The following is a 23756-nucleotide window of genomic DNA, read 5'->3' on the forward strand; positions in this document are numbered from 1 at the left end:
GATCTGGGGCGGGCTCGCCTGGAAAGGCCGACAACTCCAGATCTTGGACAGTTTCCGTCCGCGCCGAACGGAAACTGTCCAAGATCTGCACCGAAACCGGGAGCCGCAGGCGCCCAGCCAGGCCGTGGGTCGGGCGGGCGGTTGGGGGCGTGGGGCAGCTCGCGCGCCCCACCGGTGGGGCAGCTCGACAGTGCCCGCCGATGGCCCGGCGAGTCGGTCACCGCGCGACCGGGCTCGGGAGGCGCCGAGGATGACCGCCCCTGCGGGGCATCCCCGGCGCTTCCTCGCGCTGGCTGACGGATCAGGCCAATCCTGCGCGGCGCAGAGCCTCCGCCATCGCGTCGTTCGCTGGCGCCGGCGCGCCCTGCCGCTGCTGCCCGCCCCGTGCGCCCTGGCCGCCGCGACCGCCGGACCCGCCGCGACCGCCGGAACCGCCCTGGCCGCCACCGGACCCGCCGCGACCGTCCTGCCCGCCGCGTCCGCCCTGCGGCGCGCGCTGCGCCGGGCCGCCACGCCCCTCCTGGCTCGTCCGACCGCCGCCACCGGCGGCGGCGGGCTCGTCGTCCAGGCGCAGGGTCAGCGAGATCCGCTTGCGGGGTACGTCCACGTCGAGCACCCTGACCTTGACCACGTCGCCGGACTTGACCACCTCGCGGGGGTCCTTCACGAAGGTCCGGGACATCGCCGACACGTGCACCAGACCGTCCTGGTGGACCCCGACGTCGACGAACGCGCCGAAGGCGGCCACGTTGGTGACCACACCCTCCAGCACCATGCCCGGCGTCAGGTCACCGATCTTCTCCACGCCTTCGACGAAGGTGGCGGTGCGGAACTCCGGTCGCGGGTCGCGGCCCGGCTTCTCCAACTCGGCGAGGATGTCGGTGACGGTGGGCAGGCCGAACCGGTCGTCGACGAAGTCCGTGGCCCGCAGCCCGCGCAGGATCGCGCTCCGGCCGATCACCGAGCGCAGGTCCTGACCGGTGCTGGCGAGGATGCGCCGCACCACCGGGTACGCCTCGGGGTGCACGCTGGAGGAGTCCAGCGGGTCGTCGCCGTCGGGGATGCGCAGGAAGCCGGCGCACTGCTCGAACGCCTTCGGCCCGAGCCGGGCCACCTTCTTCAGCTCGGTCCGCGAGCGGAACGGCCCGTTGGCGTCCCGGTGCAGCACGATGTTCTCGGCCAGCCCGGCCCCGATCCCGGAAACCCGGGTCAGCAGCGGCGCGGACGCGGTGTTGACGTCCACGCCGACCGCGTTGACGCAGTCCTCCACGACCGCGTCCAGCGACCGGGACAGCTTCACCTCGGACAGGTCGTGCTGGTACTGCCCGACGCCGATCGAGCGTGGGTCGATCTTGACCAGCTCGGCGAGCGGGTCCTGGAGGCGGCGGGCGATGGAGACCGCGCCGCGCAGCGACACGTCCATCCCCGGCAGCTCCTGTGAGGCGTACGCGGACGCGGAGTAGACCGACGCGCCGGCCTCGGAGACCATCACCTTGGTCAGGTTGAGCTGCGGGTGCCGCTTGATCAGGTCGCCGGCCAGCTTGTCGGTCTCCCGCGAGGCGGTGCCGTTGCCGATCGCGACCAGCTCCACCCCGTGCGCCCCGGCCAGCCGGGCCAGGGTCTCGATCGACGCGTCCCACTGTCGACGTGGCTCGTGCGGGTAGATCGTGTCGGTGGCGAGCACCTTGCCGGTGGCGTCCACCACTGCCACCTTTACCCCCGTGCGCAGGCCCGGGTCCAGTCCCATCGTGGGCCGGGTGCCGGCCGGCGCGGCAAGCAGCAGGTCACGCAGGTTGGTGGCGAAGACCCGTACGGCCTCCTCCTCGGCCGCCTGCCACAGCCGCATCCGCAGGTCGGCCCCGAGGTGGATGAGGATCCGGGTACGCCACGCCCAGCGGACCGTGTCGGCCAGCCAGCGGTCGGCCGGGCGGCCGGCGTCGGATACCCCGAACCGACCGGCGATCACCGCCTCGTACCGGCTCGGGCCCGTCGGCACGGCGTCCGCCTCGCCGGCCTCCTCGGGTTCCATGGTCAGGTCGAGCACGCCCTCCTTCTCGCCCCGCAACATCGCCAGGATCCGGTGCGAGGGCAGCTTCGGGTACGGCTCGGAGAAGTCGAAGTAGTCGGAGAACTTGGCGCCGGCCGTCTCCTGACCCTCGCGTACCCGCGACACCAGACGGCCCCGCGACCACATCTGCTCGCGCAGCGTGCCGATCAGGTCGGCGTCCTCGGCGAAGGTCTCGATGAGGATCGCCCGCGCGCCCTCCAGCGCGGCGGCGGCGTCGGCGACACCCTTGTCCGCGTCGACGAACCCGGCGGCCGTGGCTCGCGGATCCTGGCTCGGGTCGGCCAGCAGCGTCTCGGCCAGCGGCGCCAACCCGGCCTCGCGGGCGATCTGCGCCCGGGTCCGCCGCTTCGGCTTGTACGGCAGGTAGATGTCCTCCAGCCGCGACTTCGAGTCGGCGGCCATGATCTGCGCTTCCAGGGCCTCGTCCAGCTTGCCCTGCCCGCGGATCGACTCCAGCACGGCGGCCCGCCGCTCGTCCAGCTCCCGCAGGTAGCGCAGCCGCTCCTCCAGGGTGCGCAGCTGGGTGTCGTCGAGCAGGCCGGTGGCCTCCTTGCGGTAGCGGGCGATGAACGGCACTGTGGCGCCGCCGTCGAGCAGCTCCACGGCCGCCCGCACCTGACGCTCGGCCACGCCGAGCTCGTCGGCGATCCGCTGATGAACAGACTGGGTCACGATCTCGATCCGCCTTCAACTCGATCCGCCTTTAAAAAGCGGGTACCGCCTGCATTGTGCCGGGCGCCCCCGGCCGCTGTCGCCGCGCCCGGCCGGGTACACCGTCTCGCCCACCGCGCCCGTCCGGGTTGATCCGTCGACAACCCCCGCCGGGCCTGCGCTAGCGTGGCGATCATGGAATCACCTGCGGAGCCGCGCGCCCGGCGGCTCTTCGGCGGCAGCGCCCGGGCCCTCGGCGACCTCACGGCCAACCCGTTCCGCGCCGACCGGGACCGGATCGTCGGCTCGCCGTTCTTCGCCCGGCTCGGCGGGGTCACCCAGGTGATCAGCCCGGTCGGTTCCGGGTTGCTGGTGCACAACCGGCTCACGCACAGCCTGAAGGTCGCCCAGGTGGCCCGGGCGATCGCCGAGCGCCTGACGGCCGACGACAGGTGGCGCGGCCTGCTGGACAAGCTCGGCGGCTGCGACCCCGACGTGGTGGAGGCCGCGGCGCTCGCCCACGACCTCGGCCACCCGCCGTTCGGGCATCTGGGGGAGCGGGTGCTCGACCGGCTGGCCCGCCAGCGCCTCGGCCTCGCCGACGGGTTCGAGGGCAACGCCCAGTCGTACCGGATCGTCACGAGCACCGAGATCCGGGGCGCGGCCACCACCGGGCTGGACCTGACCGCCGCGGTCCGCGCGGCGATGCTGAAGTACCCGTGGACGCGGCTGGACTATCCCGACCCGCACCCGCGCCTGCTGGACCCGCCGCCCCGCGGCGCCACCCCGCCGCCGGACGACCCGGAGAGCGGCTCGTTGAAGTTCGGGGCGTACCGGACCGAGCTGGACGACCTGCGGCAGGCTCGGGAGCCGTTCGCCGGCCGCATCCCGGACTGGCAGCAGACCGTGGAGGCGTCCGTCATGGACACCGCTGACGACATCGCGTACGCCATCCACGACGTGGAGGACTTCTACCGGGTCGGTGTGCTCCAGCAGGGTGCGGTGTCGGCCGAGCTGATGGCGTGGCAGCGCGAGAGCGGGCACTTCCGGGCGATCACCGATGCCGCGATGGCCACCGCCTCCCGGCGGCCCGGTGCCGCCATCGAGCGGCTGCGCCGGCAGCTGCACCGCAAGGACGCCTGGATCGCCGACGACGACGCGTTCGCCGCCGCCGTCGAGCACGTCCGCGAGGAGTTGGTGGACGGGCTGCTGGCGATGCCGTTCGACGGCTCGATCGAGGCGGAGCAGTACGTGTCGCGGTTCTCCGCCCGCTGGTCCACCCGTTTCGTCGAGGCGATCACGGTGACCGACCAGCCGTCGGTGCGCTCCGGGTACGTGCTGCTCGGCTGCGCGCAGTGGCACGAGGTGCAGGTGCTCAAGTTCGTCCACCACCGGTTCGTGCTGGCCCGCCCCGATCTGGCCCTGCACCAGCGTGGTCAGGCCCGGCTGCTGGGCACCCTCGTCGAGGCGCTGTGGGAGTGGCTGCTCGACCCGGAGGAGGAGTCCCGGCTGCCCCGTCGGCTGCACGACCTGGTCGAGCTGGCCGAGGCGGAGCTGCACCCGCGTACGCCGCACCGGATCGGCCGCGCCCGGGGCCGCGCCATCGTGGACTTCGTCGCGCAGCTCACCGACGGCCAGGCGGTCGCGATGCTGGACGCGCTCTCCGGCCGCTCCGGCGCGCTCTGGACCGACGCCTTCGTGCTCTGACCCGACCGTCAGGCCGGGCCCGCGCTGGCCTGACGATGTCAGGCCGTGCCCGCACTGGCCCTGACGACGTCAGGCCGTGCCTGCGCTGGCCTGAGGACGTCAGGCGACGGACTGCCACCACCCGTCGACGGCGGGCGGGTCGTCGACGACCACCCGCTCGCCGGGGCGGGGCACGGCCAGTCGGACGTCGCGGGCCTTCGCCTCGGCCCACAGCCGGTTCACCGGCTCGGACCAGTCGTGCAGGGCCAGGTTGAACGTCGCCCAGTGCACCGGGATGAACAGCCCGCCGCGCAGGTCCAGGTGGGCGTCGACCGCCTCCTCCGGGAACATGTGGATGGTCGGCCACGCCCGGTCGTACGCGCCGATCTGCATCAGCGTCACGTCGAACGGCCCGTGCTCCGCACCGATCGCCGCGTACCCGGCGAAGTAGCCGGAGTCGCCGGTGTAGAAGACCTTGCGTCGGGTCCCGGCGACCACCCAGGAACTCCAGAGTGTGCCGTCGCGACGCAGCCCTCGGCCGGAGAAGTGCTGGGCGGCGGTGGCGGTGATCTCCAACCCGTCGACCCGGTGCGACTCGGACCAGTCCAGCTCGATGATCCGCTCGGCGGGCACACCCCACCGGTCCAGGTGGGCGCCCACCCCGAGCGGCACCACGAACGGTGCCGACTGCCCGGCCACCAGCGCCCGCACGGTGGGCATGTCCAGGTGGTCGTAGTGGTCGTGGGAGATCAGGATGGCGTCCAGCGGGGGAAGCTCGTCCAGGCGTACCGGCGGCTCGTGCAGCCGGCGCGGCCCGACCAGCCCGGACGGCGAGCAGCGGTCACTCCACACCGGGTCGAGCAGGACCCGCCGACCCTCGATCTCGATGAGCGCCGAGGCGTGGCCGTACCAGACGATGTTCAGCTCGTCGGCGGTGTCGGCGGCCGGCGACGCGCTGGGGCGCGACAGCGGCACGGGCGCGGTGGGCCGCCGCTTCTGCTTTCCGAAGATCAGCTCCCGGACCAGGTTGCGACCCGGCTCGGCGACCATCGTGCGGGTGTCGGCCTGGTTGTGGAAGGTCCCGTCGCGAAACTGTGGCGAGCGGGCCGCCCGTTCGGCGCGGGCGCCGGCGAGCCGGCCGCCGAGCGCCGCGGGCACGTCCCGGGCCACCCAGGCCAGGCCGGCGAGCGCGGCCAGCCCTGCCGTTCCCCGCATCCGTCGCCCGAGCGACCGTTGCCCGTTCGTGCGTTCCGCTGGCGCCATCGCCGTCCCTCCGCCGTGTCCCGCACTACACGGTAGTTCCCCCGGGCGGTTCCCGCCCCGGCGGTCGCCCGCACCGGGCCGGTCGTCACCCGACGACCGACCCGGCAGCGGGATCAGCCGCCGTTGCTGGGTCGGCGGGCGGTCGTCCGGTACGCCGTGCCGGTGCCGCCGAGACGGTCCACCGCTGCCAGGAACTTCGGACCCATGGCGGCCCGGGCCTGCACCGCCGGGTGGGTCGCGCCGAAGTTGTCCGGGTCGGCCTGCCCGTCGGCGAAGAGCGCGTAGGTCAGCACCGCCGCGCCGGACCGGTCGAAGATCACCCCGGCCTCGTGCCGGGCGTCGGCGAACCAGCCCGCCTTGGTGGCGATCCGGGCCCGCTCGTCCGACGACATGGTGCGCCGGATGCCGTCGGTGAAGGCCACCGGGGAGCGCAGCAACCCGAGCAGGTACGCCGTCGAGGCCGGCGACAGCAGCGTGCCGGCGACCAGGGCGCGTAGCAGGTCGTGGGTCTCCCGGGGGGTGCTGGTGCCGAGGAAGAACCGGTTCGGGTTGGCCACCGGCTCGACCTGGGTGGTCGGGAAACCCTTGCCCACCAGGATCGAGTTGATCTCGGCGGCAGGGGCGACCAGCCCGCACAACCGCACCGCCGTGTCGTCGGAGACGGTCAGCAGGTTGGCCAGCACGTGCCCGATGGTCACGCTGCTGGGGTACACGCCGTCCAGGCTGAAGATGCCATCGCCGCCCGGCACCACGATCGAGGCGGTCACCTCGACCCGCTGGTCCAGCGCCAGCAGCCCGCGGTCCACCTTGTCCAACACCGCCGTGGCCACCGCGATCTTGTTGACGCTGTACGCCTCGATCCGCCGGTCCGCGTCCGCCGTCACCGCGACGACCGGCGGGCCCGCCGGGTCGGCCACACTGACGTACGCCTGCCAGTTGCCACCGGCCTCGGTGCTGTACCGGGTGAAGGCGGCGGCGACCCGGTTGGCAGCCCGAGCCGGGGTGGTCGGCGCACCCTCGGTGCTCTCAGCGGCGCTGGCCGGAGCGGCCGCGCCGAGCACCGTACCGGCAGTGGCCACTGTGCCCAGTCCGAGTGCCGTCCTGCGGTTCAGTCGGAGGGTCAATCGTCTCTCCCATCGTGGGGCGCCGGAGCGCTTGCCGGCCCACCACCCTAGGCGAGTTGATCGACGCACGATGCCCCCAGAGAAGTCCCGAACGATCCCGAACAGGTCAGCCGTGCCGTCGGCGCAGCACGGCGCCGACCACGCCGGCGGCCGCCCCGCGGAGCCGCGCGGCCGGCCCGCGAGGCTGCACTGCCGGGCCGGACCTGGCGCGGACGAACTGCCGCGGGTCGGGCAGGTGGCCGCCGCGGACCGACTCGCCGGCCGGGTTCGGGGCGAAGACCGTGCCGTCGTGCGCCGGGACCGGCCGCCCGCTCAGGCCGGCCAGCCGCATCAACGGCCCGACCAGCACGTCGTAGACGCCCGGCAGCACCGTGAAACCGGCCCGCAGCACCACGTTCAGCCGGCCCACCGATACCTCCCGACGGGGACGGTCCACACAGTCGACGATGGCCCGGGCCACCCGCTGTGGCCCGGCGACCGGCGGTGGGGGCCGGCCGACCCGACCGAGGTAATTGGCCGCCTGCTGGTACACCGGAGTGTCCACACTGCCCGGATTGACCAGGCACAGCCGGATCTCCGGGCTGTCCCGCAGCTCCTGCTGGATCGTCCGGGCCAACCCCTGCAACCCCCACTTGCTGGTCACGTAGGCGCTCATGCACGGAGCGGTGATGTGCCCGAGCACCGACCCGGTGAGGATCAGCGTGCCGGCGCCGGTGGCCCGGAAGTGCCGCAGCGCCACCCGGGCCGCACCCGCGGCGGCCAGCAGATCGGTCCGCACCACCTGCTCGAACACCCGCTCCGGCACCTCGTCGAAACGCCCGTAGGCCATCACCGCCGCGGTGTGCACCCAGACGTCGATGCGGCCGAACCGCTCGATCGCCGCCTCCGCCAGCGCCTCCAGCGCGCCCGCCTCGGTGACGTCCGTCGGTACGGTCAGAACCTCGACGTCGGCGCACTCCGCGCGTACCTCGGCAAGGGTCTGCGGCGCGCGGGCCGCGAGCACCAGGCGGTCGCCGCGCTCGGCGAACGCCCGGGCCGTCGCCCGGCCGATTCCGCTGGTCGCGCCCGCGACCACCACCACCCGGCTCATGGTGCGAGCACGACCTTGATGCAGCCGTCCTCCTTCTTCTGAAACATGTCGTACGCCCGGGGCGCCTCGCTCAGCGGCAGCCGGTGGGTGCGCAGGTCCTCCACGCCCAGGGGGTCGTCGTCGCCGGAGAGCAGCGGCAGGATCTCGTCGGTCCACCGGCGCACATGGCACTGCCCCATGCGCAACTGGATGCCCCGGTCGAACATCTCCATCATCGGCATCGGGTCGGCCTCGCCGCCGTAGACGCCGGAGAGCGACACGGTGCCGCCGCGACGGACCGCCTTCACGGCGGCGTGCAGGACGGCGAGCCGGTCCGTGCCGACCCGGTCGGTCATCGTCTGGGCGAGCTTGTCCGGCAGCAGCCCGACGGCCGCGTGGGCCAGCTTTCCGACCGGCGAGCCGTGCGCCTCCATGCCGACCGCGTCGATGACGGCGTCCGGCCCGCGCCCGTCGACCAGGTCGATCAGCGCGCCCGGCACGTCGGACAACTCGCGGACGTCGAGCACCTCGATCCCGTGCCGGCGAGCCAGCTCCAACCGCTCGGGCACCAGGTCCAGTCCGATGACCCGGCCGGCGCCGAGGTGACGGCCGATCCGGGCGCAGAACTGGCCGACCGGTCCCAGCCCGAATACGGCAAGCGTGCCGCCCGGTGGCGTGTCCGCGTACCTCACCGCCTGCCAGGCCGTCGGCAGGATGTCGGAGAGGTAAAGTAACCGCTCGTCGGCGCCGCTCTGCGGGATGACGATCGGTCCGAAGTGGGCCTGCGGAACGCGCAGGTACTCGGCCTGCCCCCCGGGCACCGAACCGTACAGCGAGGTGTAGCCGAACAGCGCCGCGCCCTTGCCCTCGCCGGTCACCTGGGTCGTCTCACACTGGGCGTAGAGCTGGCGGCGGCACATCCAGCAGCTGCCGCACGAGATGTTGAACGGCACCACCACCCGGTCGCCGGGCTTGAGCCCGGTCACCTCCGACCCGACCTCCTCGACGATGCCCATCGGCTCGTGACCCAGGACGTCGCCGGGCTTCAGGTACGGCCCCAGCACCTCGTACAGGTGCAGGTCGGAGCCGCAGATCGCCGTAGACGTGATCTTGACGATGGCATCGGTCGGCTCCTCGATCCGGGGATCCGGCACCTCCTCGACCCGTACGTCCCGCTTGCCGTGCCAGGTCAACGCCTTCATGTCCGGCTGCCCTCCCTCGGTCCTGCCTGACTGCTACCCGGGGGAGGACGGTTGAACCGGCTGCGACCGACGGCCGTGTCGGTGCTTTCGGCTGGCGTTGGCTGGCGTTGGCTGGCTTGCTGGCTTGGCGGGCTTGGCGGGCTTGGTGGTGGTTGCGGTTGGGGCTGGGGGCGACCGTGCCCGGCTCCGGGCGGTCAGGCTTGATCCCTGCGCCGGGCACGGTCGCCCCCAGCCCGCGCTGGTCGCCGTCCGTGCGTTCGCTGCTGACGCCGTTCGTGGACTGGGCTGGGTCGTGCGTGCGTTCGGGTTGGCGTGCCGTTCGTGGTCGGGGCGGGTCCTGGTGCGTGTGCTCGCTGCTGGCGCCGTTCGTGGTCTGGGCTGGGTCGTGCGTGCGTTCGGGCTGGCGTGGCCGTTCGCGGTTCGTGTTGGGTTGCCGTGCGTGCGGTCGGGGTTGGCGTGGCCGTTCGTGGTCGGGGCTGGGCGGCTGTCGGTGTGTTCGTCGCTGGGCGCGGTGGTCGCTGGCCCGTGCGGGGGTGGCCGCAATGTGCTCCTGCCCCGATGGGGAGGCGGTCGCCTCTTGATCGACTCGGGTTCCAGGAAGTCGGGGTGTCGTGGGCGCCGGGACAGCCCGACTTCCTGGAACCCGAGTCGATCTGGTCGTGCTGCCCGTCTAACGCCCCCGGAGGTGGCGAAAATCGCGGGCATTCACCCTTTTTGTCAACCGCGCTGGACCGAAGCGGCACGTACGCCGAGGGTGCGGCGGCATGATCGACTCCGTTTCGCCGATGCGGCGGCATCCCAGCCCTCGGATACCGCCGCATCGGCGATATGGAGTGGATCTTGCGCTCGGGCCAGGCCCACCGGGCCAGGGCCGGGGCGGGGCGGGCCGGAGTCGGACCGGGACGGTCGCTGCGTTCGGCGGGTGCCCACCGAACGCCTGACCGCCGTGCCCCGAGGGTCGGGGCACGGCGGTCAGGGTGGCCAGGAGTGGCTAGAAAGGGCCGGGTTGGCCGGGGCGGCGGGTCAGGAGCCGGGGGTGTTGCCGCCCTTCGTGGTGGCCGCGAGGTAGTCGCGGTTGAGCCGGCCGATCGTGTTCAGCGGAATGCCCTTCGGGCAGGCCACCGTGCACTCGCCGGCGTTGGTGCAGCCGCCGAAACCGGCCTCGTCGTGCGCGTCGACCATGCCGATCACCCGGGTGTAGCGCTCCGGCTGGCCCTGAGGCAGCAGCGAGAGCTGGGTGAGCTTGGCGGCGGTGAAGAGCATGCCGGAGCCGTTCGGGCAGGCCGCCACGCACGCGCCGCAGCCGATGCAGGCGGCCGACTCGAAGGCGGCGTCCGCGTTGGCCTTGGCGACCGGGGTGGAGTGCGCCTCGGGTGCGCTGCCGGTCGGCGCGGTGATGTAGCCACCGGCAGCGATGATCTTGTCGAAGGCGCCCCGGTTGACCACCAGGTCCTTGATGACCGGGAAGGCGCTGGCCCGCCACGGTTCGATGTCGATCGTCTCGCCGTCGGTGAACTGCCGCATGTGCAGTTGGCAGGCGGTGGTGCCGCGCTGCGGCCCGTGCGCGTCACCGTTGATCATCAGGCCGCACATGCCGCAGATGCCTTCGCGGCAGTCGTGGTCGAACGCCACCGGGTCCTCGCCGTCGAGGATCAGCCGCTCGTTGAGCACGTCGAGCATCTCCAGGAACGACATGTCCGGGGACACGTCGTTGACCGGGTAGGTCACCATCCGACCCTTGTCCTCAGGGCCCTTCTGGCGCCAGATGCGCAGGGTCAGGTTCACTTGTAGCTCCGCTGCGTGGGGTGGACGTATTCGAACTTCAGGTCTTCCTTGTGCAGGACCGAGGGCTCACCGGTGGCGGTGAACTCCCAGGCCGCCACGTACGCGAACCGGTCGTCGTCGCGCTGCGCCTCACCGTCGGGGGTCTGGTACTCGGCCCGGAAGTGCCCTCCGCAGGACTCCTCGCGGTGCAGGGCATCGATGCACATCAGCTCGGCCAGCTCGAAGAAGTCGGCCACCCGGCCGGCCTTCTCCAGCGACTGGTTCAGCTCCTCGCCCGTGCCGGACACCTTGACCCGCTGCCAGAACGCGTCGCGCAGGTCGCGGATCTCGCCGATCGCCTTGCGCAGCCCGGCCTCGCTGCGCTCCATGCCGCAGTGCTCCCACATGATCTGGCCCAGCTCACGGTGGAAGGAGTCCACGGTCCGGTCCCCGTTGACGGCCAGCAGCCGCTGGATCCGGTCCTCGACGTCGGTACGCGCCTCGACCGCCGCCGGGTGGCTGGCGTCGACCTTCTCCAGCGGGCCCGAGGCCAGGTAGTTGGCGATCGTGGTGGGCAGCACGAAGTAGCCGTCGGCCAGGCCCTGCATCAGCGCCGAGGCGCCGAGGCGGTTCGCGCCGTGGTCGGAGAAGTTCGCCTCGCCGATCACGAACAGGCCCGGGATGCTCGACTGGAGGTCGTAGTCGACCCACAGGCCACCCATCGTGTAGTGCACGGCGGGGTAGATCCGCATCGGCACCTCGTACGGGTCCTCGCCGGTGATCCGCTCGTACATCTCGAAGAGGTTGCCGTACTTGGCCTCGATGGCCTTGCGGCCCAGCCGGCCGATCGCGTCGGCGAAGTCGAGGTAGACGCCGAGCTTGGTCGGCCCGACGCCCCGACCCTCGTCGCACACGTTCTTCGCGGCGCGGGAGGCGATGTCGCGGGGGACCAGGTTGCCGAAGGAGGGGTAGATCCGCTCGAGGTAGTAGTCCCGCTCGTCCTCCGGAATGTCGCGCGGGTTGCGGTCGTCGCCCTTGGTCTTCGGCACCCAGACCCGGCCGTCGTTGCGCAGCGACTCGCTCATCAGCGTCAGCTTCGACTGGTGGTCGCCGGAGACGGGGATGCAGGTCGGGTGGATCTGCGTGTAGCAGGGGTTGGCGAAGTACGCGCCCTTGCGGTGCGCCCGCCAGGTGGCGGTGACGTTGCAGCCCTTGGCGTTGGTGGAGAGGTAGAAGACGTTGCCGTAGCCGCCGGAGGCGAGCACGACCGCGTCGGCCATCTCGGTGCTGATCTCGCCGGTGACCAGGTCGCGGACGACGATGCCGCGGGCCTTGCCGTCGACGATGACCAGCTCCAGCATCTCGTGCCGGGAGTTCATCTCGACGTTGCCCAGGCCGATCTGCCGCTCCAGGGCCTGGTACGCGCCGAGCAGCAGCTGCTGGCCCGTCTGACCCCGGGCGTAGAAGGTGCGCTGCACCTGGGCGCCGCCAAAGGATCGGGTGTCCAGCAGGCCGCCGTACTCGCGGGCGAACGGCACGCCCTGGGCGACGCACTGGTCGATGATGTTGACCGACACCTCGGCCAGGCGGTGCACGTTCGACTCCCGGGAGCGGAAGTCGCCGCCCTTGACGGTGTCGTAGAACAGCCGGTGCACCGAGTCGCCGTCGTTGCGGTAGTTCTTCGCGGCGTTGATGCCGCCCTGCGCGGCGATCGAGTGCGCCCGGCGCGGGCTGTCCTGGTAGCAGTAGGACTTGACGTGGTAGCCCTGCTCGGCCAGCGTCGCCGCGGCCGAGCCGCCGGCCAGGCCGGTGCCGACCACGATCACGGTCATCTTGCGGCGGTTGGCCGGGTTGACCAGCTTGGCCTCGAAGCGCCGGGTCTCCCAGCGCTTCTCGATCGGGCCGGCGGGAGCCTTCGTGTCGGCGATCGGGTCGCCCTCGGTGAAGAGTTCCATGTCAGGACACCAATCCGGTGAGAACGGCGAACGGGACCACCAGGTATCCGGCGCAGAGCACCACGGCGAAGACGAGCGCGGCGTTGCGCGCCCGACGCTCGCCCCGGGGCGTCTGCTGGCCGAGGCTGCGGAACGCGCTGAACGCGCCGTGGCGCAGGTGGAAGCCGAGCGTGACGATCGCCAGGGTGTAGAAGAGCGTGACGTACCAGCGCTCCGGCGCGAAGTCGGCGACGACGTTGCCGTAGGGCTTGCCCTCGTTGCCGACCGGGTTGAGCGTGCCGGTGGTCAGGTCCAGGAGGTGGTAGATCACGAACAGCAGGATGATCACGCCACCCCAGCGCATGGTGCGGGCCGCGTAGCTGCCCCGGACCTTCTTGCGGTGGGCGTACTTCACCGGTCGGGCGGCGCGGGCGCGCAACGCCAGCACGGTGGCGGCCCAGATGTGGGCGACGACGGCCACCACGAGGACGGTGCGCAGGATCCACAGGAACCAGACACCGGGCAGCAGCGGCTTGCCGATGTCGCGCAGCCAGTGCGCGTAGTGGTCGAACGAGGTCTCCCCCGTGAACACCTTCAGGTTCCCGAGCATGTGCGCGATCAGGAACAGCACCAGCAGGATGCCCGTCACCGCCATGACGGCCTTGAGGCCGACGTTCGAGCGAATGGGCGACCGAGTTTTCGTCATTACCACGGGACCGACGCTAGGAGCACTTCGATCAGTCGTCCAATGCATCAAACTCGCAGTGTTAATAGCCTTAGGCTATGTAGATGCAGCTCCATCAGCTCCGGTACTTCGTTGCGGTGGCCGAAGTACGACATTTCACCCAAGCCGCCGACATCGTCGGCATCACTCAGCCTTCTCTCAGTAAGCAAATTCACGCTCTGGAGACCGACCTCGGGGCACCGCTGTTCGAGCGGGTACGGGGCAACATCGCCCTCACCGCGGCCGGCGAGGTGCTCCTGCCGTTGGCGACCCGGATCCTCGCCGACGTGGAGACCGCGACCCGGGAGGTGCAGGAGCTGGTCGGGCTCCGGCGGGGTCGCGTCCGGCTCGGCGCGACCCCGAGCCTCGCCACCTCGCTCGCCCCGCCCGTTCTGCGCCGGTTCCGCGACGCGCATCCCACCGTCGACCTACGCGTCGAGGAGGGCGGCTCGCAGGATCTCGTCCGGAACCTGCTCCGCGGTGACCTCGACCTGGCCCTGATCATCATGCCGGCCCAGGGCGCGGACCCGGGCCTGCGGGTCGACCCGATCCTGCGGGAGAGCCTGGTGGTGGCCTCGGTGGGGGAGGTGCCCACCGCGTCGCCGACCGGCGAGCTGCGCATCACCGACCTGCGCGACCAGCCGATGGTGATGTTCCGCGAGGGCTACGACCTGCGCGACGCCACCATCCAGGCGTGCCGCGAGGCGGGCTTCGAACCGAGCTTCGCGGTGGACGGCGGTGAGATGGACGCGGTGCTCAGCTTCGTCGAGGCGGGGCTCGGCATCGCGCTGGTGCCGGGCATCGTGCTGGCCCGCAGGCCGGGCGTGCGGATCACGCCCCTCGCTCCGCCCGGGGTGCGGCGGACCATCGCGGTGGCCCGCCGCCGCGACATCGTGCCGACCCACGCGGGTCGGGAACTGCGGCGGATCCTGCTCGACTACATCCAGTCGGCGATCGACCGGGGCGAGCTTCCGCCCGGCGTGGAACCACTGTGAAGCCCTCAGGCCCGGCCGGCCGCCGTCGCGTCCGGCCGGTCCGTCGGTCTCAGCGGCCCTCGGCGTCGTCCATCGCCCGGTAGATCCGCTGTTCGGAGACGGGGTACGGGGTGCCCAGCGCCTGGGCGAAGACGTTCACCCGCAACTCCTCGATCATCCAGCGGATCTGCCGGACGGCCGCCTCCTGCCGGCGTGCCGGCGGCAGGGCGGCGAGCAGGTCGTCGTACTCCTTCTGCACCACCGCGATCCGGTCCTGCTGCTGCCGGTCCCGCTGGGGGTTGCCGCCCAGGCGGTCCAGCCGGCGCTCGATGGCGGTCAGGTAGCGCAGCAGGTCGGGCAGGCGGGCGTACCCGGTCTCGGTGATGAAACCGGCGTGCACCAGCCCGGCGAGCTGCTTGCGGATGTCGGCGAGCGCGGCCACCACGGCGAGGTTGCGGGTGGCGCCGAGTCGCTGTTCGACGGCGTACGCGGCGGCGAGCACCCGGCGGACCCGGTCCATCACCTCGACGACGGTGTCGACCAGGTCGGCGCGAACCCTCTCGCGCAGCGCCGCGAACCCCTCGGCGTCCCACGCCGGCCCACCGGCGTCGCCGATCAGCCGGTCGATGGCCGCGCCCGCCGCGTCCTCGATCAGCTCCTGCACGCCGCCGTGCGGGTTGCGACTCAGCGCCAGCTTCGCCTCGTTGCTGAGCCGGCCCTGGAGGAACCGGGCCGGGGACGGCACGGTGAGCCGCAGCAATCGGCGGGTGCCCGCCCAGTGCGCCGCCTCCGCCTCGGCGGGGGAGTCGAACACCTTCACCCCGACCGTGGCGCCCTCGTCGACAAGCGCCGGGTACGCGGTCACCGCGTAGCCGGCGCGGACCTGCTCGATGGTCCGAGGCAGGGTGCCGATGCTCCACTCGCGCAGGCCCGTCCGGGCGACCTCCGGCGCGGCGGCCGCCACCACCTGGCGTACCTCCTGGCGCAGTTGACGTTGCAGGGCCGGCAGGTCCTTGCCCTCGGCGACCGGCTTCTCGTCGTCGCCGAGGACCCGGAAGGTGACCCGCAGGTGTGCGGGCAGCTTGCCCGGCTCCCAGGCGTCGCGGGGCACGGTGACGCCGGTCATCCGCCGCAGTTGGCGGGTGAGCGCGTCCAGCAACGGCTCCTCGCCGGGTGTGATCGCGGCGAGCGCGGCCCGCGCGTAGTCCGGCACCGGCACGAAGTTGCGGCGGATCGGCTTGGGCAGCGAGCGGATCAGCGCGATCACCGTCTCCTCGCGCAGCCCCGGCACCTGCCAGTCGAACGTCTCCGCCGGCACCTGGTTGAGCAGCGGCAGCGGGATGTCCACGGTGACGCCGTCGGTCGGCGTGCCCGGCTCGAACCGGTAGGTCAGCGGCAGACTCACCCCGTCGGCCTGCCACTCGTCGGGGTAGTCGCTCTCGTCCACCCCGGCCCGGCCGTCGTTGATGAGCAGTTCGCGGGTGAAGGTGAGCAGGTCGGGCTGGTCCCGGCGGGTGTTCTTCCACCAGCTGTCGAAGTGCCGGCCGGAGGACACGTCGGCCGGAATCCGCTGGTCGTAGAAGCCGAAGATGGTTTCGTCGTCGACCAGGATGTCCCGGCGTCGCGCCCGGCTCTCCAGCTCCTCGATCTCGGCGAGCAGGCGCTTGTTGTCCGCCCAGAACCGGTGGTGCGTCTGCCAGTCGCCCTCGACGAGGGCGTGCCGGATGAACAGCTCCCGACTCAGCGCCGGGTCGATCCGCCCGAAGTTGACCTTGCGGGAGGTGACCAGGGGGATGCCGTACAGGGTGACCTTCTCGTAGGCCATCACCGCGGCCTGCTTCTTTTCCCAGTGCGGCTCGCTGTAGCTGCGCTTGACCAGGTGCTGCGCGAGCGGCTCGACCCACTCCGGCTCGATCCGGCCGGCGATGCGGCCCCAGAGCCGGGAGGTCTCCACCAGCTCGGCGGCCATCACCCAGCGCGGCGGCTTCTTGAACAACGCCGACCCGGGGAAGAGCGCGAACTTCGCGCCCCGCGCTCCCAGGTACTCGTGCTTCTGGGTGTCCTTCAGCCCGATGTGCGACAGCAGACCCGGCAGCAGCGACTGGTGCACCTTCGGGGTGTCGATCTCCTCCGGCAGGTCCGCGCCACCGCGCCGGCCCCGGCCGGCATCCGCCTCGTCCGAGGTGTCGCGCGCCGGCCGCCCACCCCGCCGGTCGCTCTCCGCCGGGGTACGCAGCACCTGGCGCAACTGGCTGACGATGTCCTGCCACTCGCGGATCCGCAGGTAGTTCAGGTACTCCGCCTTGCACATCCGGCGGAACGCGCTGGACGACAGCTCCCGCTGCTGCTCGCGCAGGTAGCGCCACAGGTTGAGGTACGCGACGAAGTCCGACTCCTTGTCGGCGAACCGGGCGTGCGCCTGGTCGGCCTGGGCCTGCTTCTCCGCCGGCCGTTCGCGCGGGTCCTGGATGGAGAGCGCGGCGGCGATCACCAGCACCTCGGTGGCGCAACCGTTGCGTTCGCCCTCGACCACCATCCGGGCCAGGCGGGGGTCGACCGGTAGCTGGGCCAGCCGCCGGCCCAGCGCGGTGAGCCGCTTCGCCGGGTCGGCCTCGGTCGGGTCCAGCGCGCCCAGCTCGTGCAGCAGGTTGACGCCGTCGGTGATGTTGCGCTTGTCCGGCGGGTCGATGAACGGGAACGCCGCCAGGTCGCCGAGCCCGATCGCGGTCATCTGGAGGATGACCGACGCCAGGTTGGTGCGCAGGATCTCCGGGTCGGTGAACTCGGGGCGGGACAGGAAGTCCTGCTCGTCGTAGAGGCGGATGCAGATGCCGTCGGACGTCCGCCCGCAGCGGCCCTTGCGCTGGTTGGCCGACGCCTGGGAGACCGGCTCGATCGGCAGCCGCTGCACCTTGAGCCGACTGGAGTAGCGGGAGATGCGGGCGGTGCCCGGGTCGACCACGTACTTGATCCCGGGCACGGTCAGCGAGGTCTCCGCGACGTTGGTGGCGAGCACCACCCGGCGCGAGCTGTGCGCGGCGAAGACCCGGTGCTGCTCGGCGCTGGACAGCCGGGCGTACAGGGGCAGGATCTCGGTGCCGAGCAGGGAGCGCTTCTTCTGTACCAGCTTGCCCAGCGCGTCGGCGGTGTCGCGGATCTCCCGCTCGCCGCTGAGGAAGACCAGGATGTCGCCGGGGCCCTCGGCCGCCAGCTCCTCGACGGCGTCGCCGATCGCCTGGATCTGGTCGCGGACGTTCTCCTCGTCGCCGTCGCCCTCCTCCTCGCCGTCGGCGACCTCGACCAGCGGCCGGTAGCGCACCTCCACCGGGTAGGTGCGCCCGGAGACCTCGACCACCGGCGCGGGCACGCCCTGCGGCTCGTCGGCCGTGGGCGGGCCGGCGAAGTGCCGGGCGAAGCGGTCGGTCTCGATGGTCGCCGAGGTGATGATCACCTTGAGGTCGGGACGCCGGGGCAGCAGCTCCCGCAGGTACCCGAGGATGAAGTCGATGTTGAGGCTGCGCTCGTGCGCCTCGTCGATGATCAACGTGTCGTACTGGCGCAGCATCCGGTCGGTCTGCAACTCGGCCAGCAGGATGCCGTCGGTCATCAGCTTCACCAGGCTGCGCTCGCTGACCTGGTCGGTGAAGCGCACCTTGTAGCCGACCACGTCACCCAGCTCGGTGCCCAGCTCGTCGGCGATGCGGTCGGCCACCGTCCGGGCGGCCAACCGCCGAGGCTGGGTGTGCCCGATCAGGCCGTGCACCCCGCGCCCCAGCTCCAGGCAGATCTTGGGGATCTGGGTCGTCTTGCCGGAGCCGGTCTCGCCGGCCACGATCACCACCTGGTGATCACGGATGGCGGCGGCGATGTCGTCCTTGCGCTCGCTGACCGGCAACCCGGCCGGGTACGTGATCACCGGCACCGCCGCCCGTCGGGCGGCCAGCCGTTGCTCGGCCCGGGTCAGCTCGGCGGTGATCTCGGTCAGCGCCGCATCCCGGCGCTGCGGGTCGCGCAGCTTGCGGGCACCGTCGAGGCGCCGCTGGAGCCGGCGCTGGTCGCGGAACATCAGGGGAGTGAGGCGGCGGTGCAGCTCGCGGACGGGATCGGTCGCGGCGGAGGCGGCTGGATTCTGCATGTCGTGCCCAAGGATAGGCAGCGCGGCGGCGGATCGCCCCTGGGTTACCGCGCGAGGGGTGCGGCAGCGCGGGGACGGCCGTCTAGAGTTGCGGCCGACGTCGAGCGCTGGGGGGCCGGGATGGAGCTGCGGGACACCGACCGGGCGTTGGTGCAGGCCGCCACGGCGGTCGCCAAACTGCGGTGCCGCAGCCAGCGCCATACCGGCGCGTCGGCCGCCCGGACCGCTGACGGGCGGGTGTTCTCCGGCGTGAACGTCCAGCACGATAAAGGGGACATCTGCGCGGAACTGGTCGTGATCGGCACCGCCGCCACGCAGGGCGTGACCGAGTTGGAGACGATCGTCACGGTCACCGACCGGGGACGCGAGGTCGTCGAGCCGTGCGACCGGTGCGGGCAGGTGCTCGCCGCCTACTTTCCGTCGCTGCGAGTGATCGTCGGCGAGGGGGACGACCTGCGGGTGGTCCCGATCGAGGGCCTGCTCGGCTGACGAGCTCGGCTGGCCTCAGTCGCCGGAGGCCGCCTCCAGCATCGACCGGGGCATCGGCACGCTCTCGAACCGCACGTTGCCCTCCGGCACCATCCAACTCGTCACCCGTGCGACGAGCAGGCCGGCGCGGACGGCCGGATCGTCGGCGTAGAGCGCGCGCACCTCGTCCGGGGAGATCGAGAACACGACGAAGCCCCGTAGCTGGCCGTCGTCGGCGTCCAGGAACGGCCCGGCCGCCAGCACCAGCCCCTGCTCCACGAACCCCGCCTGGTGGGCCAGGTGGGCGCTCTGCACCCGGTCGATCGCCTCCGGTGGCAGGTCCGGCGGATCCGACGGCCGGACCAGGAGGACGACCGTGTGCTGGTCGAATCGCATGGTCACACCCTATGGCGCGATGGGCGCGGCGGCCGGGGACGGCGCGAACCGGAGGCGTCCGCTTCGGTATCGACCGACGCCGGTTAGGTCACTTTCTGCAGGTCGGCTAAGGTTAGGCGAACCTAAGCTCGAACGTGCAGGAGGCTCGTGACCACCCTCGTCGACCGGCCGACGCCGGCCCGCAACCGGTCCGGTGCCCGTACCGGCCGACGGGTGGCCGTCACCGTCGGGGCGGCACTGGTGCTGCTGCTCGCCGTGCTGGCGAGCTTCGCGCTGGGCAGCCGGCCACTCGGTGTGGATGCGGTCTGGCACGCCCTCGTCGCGCCGGACGGCAGCGACGCGAGCACGATCGTCCGGGAACTGCGCATGCCGCGTACCGCCCTGGGCCTCGCTGTCGGGCTCGCGCTCGCCGTGGCCGGGGTGCTGTTCCAGGCGCTCACCCGCAACCCCCTCGCCGAGCCCCGCATCCTCGGCATCAGCGCCGGCGCGTCGTTCGGCGTGGTGCTCGCCATCTCCGTCTTCGGCGTCGGCACACTCGCCGGCTACGTCTGGTTCGGCATCGCCGGGGCACTGGTCGCCGGGCTGCTGGTCTTCGCCATCGCCAGCCGGGCCCGCGAGGGCGCGAGCCCGGTCACCCTCGCGCTGGTCGGCGCGGCGCTCGACGCCAGTCTCGCCTCCGGGGTGTACGCGCTGCTCAGTATCGACGCCCGCACCTTCGAGGAGTACCGGTTCTGGGTCGTCGGCGGGTTGGCCGGCCGGGACCTCGGCGTCACCGCCCAGGTGTTGCCGTTCGTCCTCGTCGGGCTGCTGCTGGCGGCGCTGGTGGCCCGGGGCCTGGACGCGCTGGCTCTCGGCGACGACGTGGCCCGAGGGCTGGGCCACCGCATCGGGCTGGTCCGCCTCACCGGTGGCCTCGCCGCGGTGCTGCTGACCGGCGCCGCGGTGGCCGCCGCCGGACCGGTCGCCTTCGTCGGGCTGGCCGTGCCGCACCTGGCCCGCGCCCTGGTCGGCGCGGACCACCGCTGGACCCTCGCCGTCTCCGCCCTGCTCGGGCCCGCGTTGCTGCTCGGCGCCGACGTCGTCGGCCGGCTCGTCGCCCCGCCCGGCGAGATACCGGCCGGGATCATCACCGCCCTGCTCGGCGCGCCGCTGCTGGCCGTGCTGGTCCGCCGCGCCCGGGTGGTGACCGCGTGACGACCACCCAGCGCCCGGTCCCCGGCCCGGCCGGCCCCGCCGCCTCGGCCGGTGGCGGCTCCGCACGGCTGCCGGGGCGGTCACTGCTGCGGGTCGGCCCGGTCAGTTTGCAGATCCGCCGCCGGTCGGTGCTGGTCGCCGCCGTGCTGACCGTGCTGCTCCTGCTCGCGATGCTGCTCAGCCTGTCCCTGGGCACCCCGTACGTCGCCCCGGCCGACGTGCTGCGCGCGCTCTCCGGGGCTGGCACCCCGTACGACCTCGTTGTCCTTGATCTGCGGTTGCCCCGGATCGTGCTGGCCGCGGTGGCCGGGGCGGCCTTCGGCGTGGCCGGCACGCTGATCCAGAGCGTGGCGCGCAACCCCCTCGCGAGCCCGGACGTCATCGGCATCACCCAGGGCGCCGGCCTCGCCGCGACCGTGGCGCTGACCAGCGGTGCGGCGGCGGTGCTGGTGGCGCCGAGCGCGCTGGTCGGCGGCCTGCTGGCGGCGGTGCTGCTGTTCGCCCTCGGCGCCCGGCACGGACTGGCCGCGCAGCGGTTCGTCCTCGCCGGCGTGGCGGTCGCGTTCGCCTTCCGGGCGCTCACCGAGGTGGTCATGCTCACCGCCGACCCGATCGACGGCCTGCGGGCGCAGATCTGGCTGATCGGCACCCTCGCCGGCAAGGGCTGGACCGAGGCCGCCTGGATCGCCGGCACCCTGCTGGTGCTGCTGCCGGTGCTCGCCTGGGCCGGCTGGGCCCTGAACAGCACCGCCCTGGACGACGACACCGCGCGCGGCGTCGGGCTGCGTCCGGTGGCCCGCCGGATCGGGCTCGCCGGCACCGGCGTGCTCGTCGCCGCGATGGTCACCGCCCAGGTCGGCGCCGTCGACTTCGTGGCGCTCGTCGCACCTCAACTGGCCCGCCGGCTGGTCCGCGCCGAACGGCCCCCGCTGGTCTGCGCCGCGCTGCTCGGCGCGCTGCTGCTGGTGCTGGCCGACCTGGCCGGTCGGCGGCTGTTCGCACCCACCCAACTGCCGGCCGGTGTGCTGACCGCCGCGATCGGCGGCCCGTACCTGATCTTCCTGTTGCTTCGTGGACGGCGGCCGTCGTCGTGACGCCCTCAAGGAGTCGTGTGATGCTCTCCACCCGCGACCTGGTCGTCGGCTACGACGAGAGGACCGTGCTCGACGGGCTCACCCTGGACCTGCCGACCGACGCGTTCACCGTCATCGTCGGCCCCAACGCCTGCGGCAAGTCCACCCTGCTGCGCACGATGGCCCGGCTGCTCACCCCGCGACGCGGCACGGTCCTGCTGGACGGCGCCGCCATCCGTGACCTGCCCACCCGCGACGTGGCCCGTCGGCTCGGCGTCCTGCCGCAGAGCCCGCTGGTGCCCGAGGGCGTCACCGTGGCCGACCTGGTCGGGCGCGGCCGACAGCCGTACCAGCGGTGGTGGCGGCAGTGGTCGTCGTCCGACGGCGCGGCGGTGGACGAGGCGATGACCATGGCGGACGTGGCCGACCTGGCCGACCGGCCGGTGGACAGCCTCTCCGGCGGCCAGCGGCAACGCGTGTGGATCGCCATGACCCTGGCCCAGGACACCGACGCCCTGCTGCTGGACGAACCGACCACCTTCCTCGACCTGGCCCACCAGGTGGAGGTGCTGGACCTGCTGCACCGGCTACGCGTCGAGCGCGGCCGCACCGTGGTCGCCGTGCTGCACGACCTCAACCAGGCCGCCCGCTACGCCGACCACCTGATCGCGATGCGCGCCGGCGCGGTGGTGGCTGCCGGGCCGCCCCGGGAGATCCTCACCGCGGACCTGGTCCGGGACGTCTTCGGGCTGGCCTGCGTCGTCGTCCCCTGCCCGGTCACCGGAGCGCCGCTCGTGGTGCCCGCGCACACGGGCGGCCCCGCCGCCCGGCCGTCGGGCCCTGGTGCCCCGTCCGCTGACGCGGGCGACCCCGATTCGTCGACGGCGTCCGTCCCGGACGCCCGACCCGCCACCGGCGACGCGGCGACCCCGCTCGCCGGCACGTACCCCTCGAAAGGACTCTGATGCGTCGTCTCGTCGCCGCTCTCGCCGCGGCCGTCGCCCTCGGGGCCGGCCTCACCGCCTGCGGTGAGAGCGACCCGGTCGCCGGCTCCGCCACCGGGGAGACCCGGGAGATCACCCACGCCATGGGCACCACCAAGGTCCCGGCCGACCCCAAGCGCGTCGTCGTGCTCGACACCGACAAGATCGACACGGCGCTCTCGCTGGGCATCACCCCCGTCGGCGCCGCCACCGCCGGTGAGGCGAAGAGCTGGCCGACGTACTTCGGCGCGGACAAGCTCGCCGGCATCAAGGAGGTCGGGGTGCTCACCGAGCCCGACCTGGAGGCGATCAACGCACTCAAGCCGGACCTCATCCTCGGCAGCAAGTTCCGCCAGGAGAAGTTCTACGACGAGCTGGCCGCCATCGCGCCCACCGTGTTCACCGACAAGGTGGGCATCACCTGGAAGGACAACTTCCTCCTCGACGGCAAGGCGCTCGGCCGGGAGCAGCAGGCCAAGGACCTGCTTGGCGCGTACGAGAAGCGGGCCAAGGACTTCGGCGCCACCCTCGGCGACCCCGCCGCGCGCAAGGTGTCGATCGTGCGGTTCATCCCGGGCAACATCCGGGTGTACGGCCCGGACTCCTTCTCCGGCATCGTCATCGGCGACACCGGCCTCGGCCGCCCCGAGCGGCAGTTGCTCGCCAACAAGGAGGACAAGCGCTTCGACCTGGTCAGCCCCGAGCGGATCAACGAGGTCGACGGCGACGTCATCTTCGTGACCGCGTACGGCGACAAGGCCGCTGCCGAGCAGGCCAAGGTGGCCGGCGGCACTCTCTGGAAGGGCCTCGGCGCGGTCAAGGCCGGCAAGGCGTACCCGGTCTCCGACGAGGTCTGGATGACCGGCATCGGCGTCGGCGCCGCCAACAAGATCCTCGACGACCTGGCCAAGTACCTCCCCGCCGCCTGACAAAGCCCCCAGACGCGGGTGCCCACGCAATCGCGGCCCCAAGATCCGCGCAGTTTCGGGGAAACTGCTGCCTCACCAGCTCGCGAGGCAGCAGGATCCCTGAAGTTGCGCGGATCTTG

At 72.4% G+C, this 23756-nt stretch carries 17 protein-coding genes; 7 read left to right on the forward strand and 10 right to left on the reverse strand.

The window, feature by feature from the left end:
• Nucleotides 1-301 precede the first annotated feature (301 nt).
• Nucleotides 302-2740, reverse strand: coding sequence for a Tex family protein (locus tag ACFYPH_RS14560; protein WP_387181930.1), 2439 nt, complete (start codon nucleotides 2738-2740; stop codon nucleotides 302-304).
• A 174-nt stretch (nucleotides 2741-2914) separates the two neighbouring features.
• On the opposite strand from ACFYPH_RS14560, the gene ACFYPH_RS14565 reads away from it, so the two are divergent.
• The gene (locus ACFYPH_RS14565) at nucleotides 2915-4426 is read left to right on the forward strand and encodes a dGTP triphosphohydrolase (RefSeq protein WP_355067292.1); all 1512 of its coding nucleotides are present in this window, start codon (nucleotides 2915-2917) and stop codon (nucleotides 4424-4426) included.
• 99 nt (nucleotides 4427-4525) lie between these two features.
• Here the strand turns inward: ACFYPH_RS14565 and ACFYPH_RS14570 are convergent, their stop codons facing one another.
• The 7 genes from ACFYPH_RS14570 to ACFYPH_RS14600 form a co-directional block, all read right to left on the reverse strand.
• Complete coding sequence (locus ACFYPH_RS14570) at nucleotides 4526-5668, reverse strand: MBL fold metallo-hydrolase (RefSeq protein WP_355136165.1); 1143 nt, start codon at nucleotides 5666-5668, stop codon at nucleotides 4526-4528.
• 113 nt (nucleotides 5669-5781) lie between these two features.
• Nucleotides 5782-6792 carry a serine hydrolase gene (locus ACFYPH_RS14575; protein WP_387181934.1) on the reverse strand — a complete coding sequence of 337 codons (1011 nt, stop codon included), beginning with the start codon at nucleotides 6790-6792 and terminating at the stop codon, nucleotides 5782-5784.
• Between the two features lie 106 nt (nucleotides 6793-6898).
• Complete coding sequence (locus ACFYPH_RS14580; RefSeq protein WP_387181937.1) at nucleotides 6899-7882, reverse strand: SDR family NAD(P)-dependent oxidoreductase; 984 nt, start codon at nucleotides 7880-7882, stop codon at nucleotides 6899-6901.
• A complete protein-coding gene (locus tag ACFYPH_RS14585; protein WP_387181940.1) occupies nucleotides 7879-9063 on the reverse strand; it encodes a zinc-dependent alcohol dehydrogenase in 1185 nt (394 codons plus the stop codon). The genes ACFYPH_RS14580 and ACFYPH_RS14585 overlap by 4 nt, the downstream gene beginning before the upstream one ends.
• 1023 nt (nucleotides 9064-10086) lie before the next feature.
• Complete coding sequence (locus ACFYPH_RS14590; RefSeq protein ID WP_354858349.1) at nucleotides 10087-10848, reverse strand: succinate dehydrogenase/fumarate reductase iron-sulfur subunit; 762 nt, start codon at nucleotides 10846-10848, stop codon at nucleotides 10087-10089.
• A complete protein-coding gene (locus ACFYPH_RS14595) occupies nucleotides 10845-12782 on the reverse strand; it encodes a fumarate reductase/succinate dehydrogenase flavoprotein subunit (protein WP_387181943.1) in 1938 nt (645 codons plus the stop codon). Before ACFYPH_RS14595 ends, ACFYPH_RS14590 begins: the two co-directional genes overlap by 4 nt.
• A gap of 1 nt (nucleotide 12783) precedes the next feature.
• Entirely contained in the window at nucleotides 12784-13467 is a 684-nt protein-coding gene (locus tag ACFYPH_RS14600; RefSeq protein WP_354858344.1) for a succinate dehydrogenase cytochrome b subunit, read from the reverse strand.
• Nucleotides 13468-13550: 83 nt separating this feature from the next.
• Here ACFYPH_RS14600 and ACFYPH_RS14605 point away from each other — a divergent pair, with 83 nt between their 5' ends.
• The gene (locus ACFYPH_RS14605) at nucleotides 13551-14480 is read left to right on the forward strand and encodes a LysR family transcriptional regulator (RefSeq protein WP_354858343.1); all 930 of its coding nucleotides are present in this window, start codon (nucleotides 13551-13553) and stop codon (nucleotides 14478-14480) included.
• 49 nt (nucleotides 14481-14529) lie between these two features.
• On the opposite strand, the gene hrpA is transcribed toward ACFYPH_RS14605, so the two are convergent.
• Nucleotides 14530-18594 (reverse strand): ATP-dependent RNA helicase HrpA, encoded by a 4065-nt coding sequence (gene hrpA, locus ACFYPH_RS14610; RefSeq protein WP_387181947.1) that lies wholly within the window; start codon nucleotides 18592-18594, stop codon nucleotides 14530-14532.
• A gap of 120 nt (nucleotides 18595-18714) precedes the next feature.
• Between hrpA and ACFYPH_RS14615 the strand changes: the two genes are divergently transcribed.
• On the forward strand, nucleotides 18715-19083 hold the full coding sequence (locus tag ACFYPH_RS14615) for a cytidine deaminase (RefSeq protein WP_354858340.1): 369 nt from the start codon (nucleotides 18715-18717) through the stop codon (nucleotides 19081-19083).
• A gap of 15 nt (nucleotides 19084-19098) precedes the next feature.
• On the opposite strand, the gene ACFYPH_RS14620 is transcribed toward ACFYPH_RS14615, so the two are convergent.
• Nucleotides 19099-19458, reverse strand: coding sequence for a YciI family protein (locus ACFYPH_RS14620; protein WP_354858338.1), 360 nt, complete (start codon nucleotides 19456-19458; stop codon nucleotides 19099-19101).
• Between the two features lie 147 nt (nucleotides 19459-19605).
• Here ACFYPH_RS14620 and ACFYPH_RS14625 point away from each other — a divergent pair, with 147 nt between their 5' ends.
• Genes ACFYPH_RS14625 through ACFYPH_RS14640 form a run of 4 tightly spaced genes read left to right on the forward strand, consistent with a single transcriptional unit; the run spans nucleotide 19606 to nucleotide 23637 of the window.
• Entirely contained in the window at nucleotides 19606-20652 is a 1047-nt protein-coding gene (locus tag ACFYPH_RS14625; RefSeq protein ID WP_354858335.1) for an iron ABC transporter permease, read from the forward strand.
• Nucleotides 20649-21746 carry a FecCD family ABC transporter permease gene (locus ACFYPH_RS14630; RefSeq protein ID WP_387181952.1) on the forward strand — a complete coding sequence of 366 codons (1098 nt, stop codon included), beginning with the start codon at nucleotides 20649-20651 and terminating at the stop codon, nucleotides 21744-21746. Before ACFYPH_RS14625 ends, ACFYPH_RS14630 begins: the two co-directional genes overlap by 4 nt.
• Nucleotides 21747-21766: 20 nt before the next feature.
• The gene (locus ACFYPH_RS14635; protein WP_387181955.1) at nucleotides 21767-22690 is read left to right on the forward strand and encodes an ABC transporter ATP-binding protein; all 924 of its coding nucleotides are present in this window, start codon (nucleotides 21767-21769) and stop codon (nucleotides 22688-22690) included.
• Complete coding sequence (locus ACFYPH_RS14640; RefSeq protein ID WP_355065575.1) at nucleotides 22690-23637, forward strand: iron-siderophore ABC transporter substrate-binding protein; 948 nt, start codon at nucleotides 22690-22692, stop codon at nucleotides 23635-23637. The genes ACFYPH_RS14635 and ACFYPH_RS14640 overlap by 1 nt, the downstream gene beginning before the upstream one ends.
• The last annotated feature ends 119 nt before the right edge of the window (nucleotides 23638-23756 follow it).

This window comes from Micromonospora sp. NPDC005252 (assembly GCF_042872475.1).
Lineage (GTDB): Bacteria > Actinomycetota > Actinomycetes > Mycobacteriales > Micromonosporaceae > Micromonospora.

What these genes read in the sequence shown, in the direction of transcription:
- ACFYPH_RS14585 (WP_387181940.1), bottom strand. Translation starts at nt 9,063, where the DNA reads ATGAAGGCGTTGACCTGGCACGGCAAGCGGGACGTACGGGTCGAGGAG.
- ACFYPH_RS14600 (WP_354858344.1), bottom strand. Translation starts at nt 13,467, where the DNA reads ATGACGAAAACTCGGTCGCCCATTCGCTCGAACGTCGGCCTCAAGGCC.
- ACFYPH_RS14635 (WP_387181955.1), top strand. Translation starts at nt 21,767, where the DNA reads ATGCTCTCCACCCGCGACCTGGTCGTCGGCTACGACGAGAGGACCGTG.
- ACFYPH_RS14595 (WP_387181943.1), bottom strand. Translation starts at nt 12,782, where the DNA reads ATGGAACTCTTCACCGAGGGCGACCCGATCGCCGACACGAAGGCTCCC.
- ACFYPH_RS14605 (WP_354858343.1), top strand. Translation starts at nt 13,551, where the DNA reads ATGCAGCTCCATCAGCTCCGGTACTTCGTTGCGGTGGCCGAAGTACGA.
- ACFYPH_RS14620 (WP_354858338.1), bottom strand. Translation starts at nt 19,458, where the DNA reads ATGCGATTCGACCAGCACACGGTCGTCCTCCTGGTCCGGCCGTCGGAT.
- ACFYPH_RS14640 (WP_355065575.1), top strand. Translation starts at nt 22,690, where the DNA reads ATGCGTCGTCTCGTCGCCGCTCTCGCCGCGGCCGTCGCCCTCGGGGCC.
- ACFYPH_RS14565 (WP_355067292.1), top strand. Translation starts at nt 2,915, where the DNA reads ATGGAATCACCTGCGGAGCCGCGCGCCCGGCGGCTCTTCGGCGGCAGC.
- hrpA (WP_387181947.1), bottom strand. Translation starts at nt 18,594, where the DNA reads ATGCAGAATCCAGCCGCCTCCGCCGCGACCGATCCCGTCCGCGAGCTG.
- ACFYPH_RS14615 (WP_354858340.1), top strand. Translation starts at nt 18,715, where the DNA reads ATGGAGCTGCGGGACACCGACCGGGCGTTGGTGCAGGCCGCCACGGCG.
- ACFYPH_RS14580 (WP_387181937.1), bottom strand. Translation starts at nt 7,882, where the DNA reads ATGAGCCGGGTGGTGGTGGTCGCGGGCGCGACCAGCGGAATCGGCCGG.
- ACFYPH_RS14570 (WP_355136165.1), bottom strand. Translation starts at nt 5,668, where the DNA reads ATGGCGCCAGCGGAACGCACGAACGGGCAACGGTCGCTCGGGCGACGG.